This is a genomic window from Fulvivirga lutimaris, assembly GCF_009711525.1.
GTDB lineage: Bacteria > Bacteroidota > Bacteroidia > Cytophagales > Cyclobacteriaceae > Fulvivirga > Fulvivirga lutimaris.
On record NZ_SMLV01000341.1, the window covers coordinates 1 to 839 of the forward strand.

Annotated in this window: 2 protein-coding genes; both read left to right on the forward strand. The window is 37.1% G+C overall.

All coding sequences use genetic code 11. From position 1 onward, the window contains the following. Window positions 1-185: 185 nt before the first annotated feature. Window positions 186-497: a hypothetical protein gene (locus E1140_RS07850; protein ID WP_185153477.1), complete on the forward strand. Its 312-nt coding sequence runs from the start codon at window positions 186-188 to the stop codon at window positions 495-497. A gap of 230 nt (window positions 498-727) precedes the next feature. After that, a partial coding sequence (locus E1140_RS21765) for a DnaJ domain-containing protein (protein ID WP_246202738.1) occupies window positions 728-839 on the forward strand: 112 nt, incomplete at its 3' end.

Consider the following 839-nt stretch of genomic DNA (forward strand, 5'->3'; position numbering starts at 1 on the left):
GTGACAAATGCTGCTTACTTCTAACTTCATGGCTGTCAAAGGTTCATGCCGGAATATCCTTAAGACACCAGAACAAGACCGGCTAAAGCATTCAATTATTTGAGTATTTTAATCATATGAAATCACCCCATATTACAATAGTTCTTATTTTGAGTTGCGTTATTTTTAGCCAGGCACAGACAGAAATGGAAAAAACGTCCGAGTCACCCGTATGGACTAAAGCAGACAGACAATATTTATTGGACAACTTAATACGCTCCAAGCAGGATTTAATTGATGAAGCAAAAGACCGTACTGAAGCCCAGTGGAATTTTAAGGAAAGCCATAAAGACTGGAGTATTAACCAGATTGTTGAGCACTTCGGACTTTATGAATTGATCTTTGATAATAACATTGCCGTTGCACTGCAAATTGGGGCCCTTCCTAAACATCCCCATTTTGCTCCCGATGTTTCACATCATAAGCAAGTAGGACCGCCTTTCTGGCCGCCAAGCTGATGAGAGAGATTTTGGTGAAGATGGGATAAAAGCTGTTTTAAAAACAAGTCTCCTTTAACTTGATTTAAACGGTAATTATCGATTGATGAGTCTTTATTAGGTGATATTAATCATGTGTTCTGCAAACACAGTTACTAGGTGTGCATTCAATATTTAAGTAATTTTATACAGGTGAAACAAATCATGAATCATAGTCTCTAATACCCCAAAAAGAATAAAATCAATTATAAATGGCGTTCATAGATTATTATAAAATCTTAGGCATTAGTAAAACAGCCACTGACAAGGAAATTAAAGCAGCCTACAGGAAACTAGCCCGTAAGTATCACCCTGATTTGAACC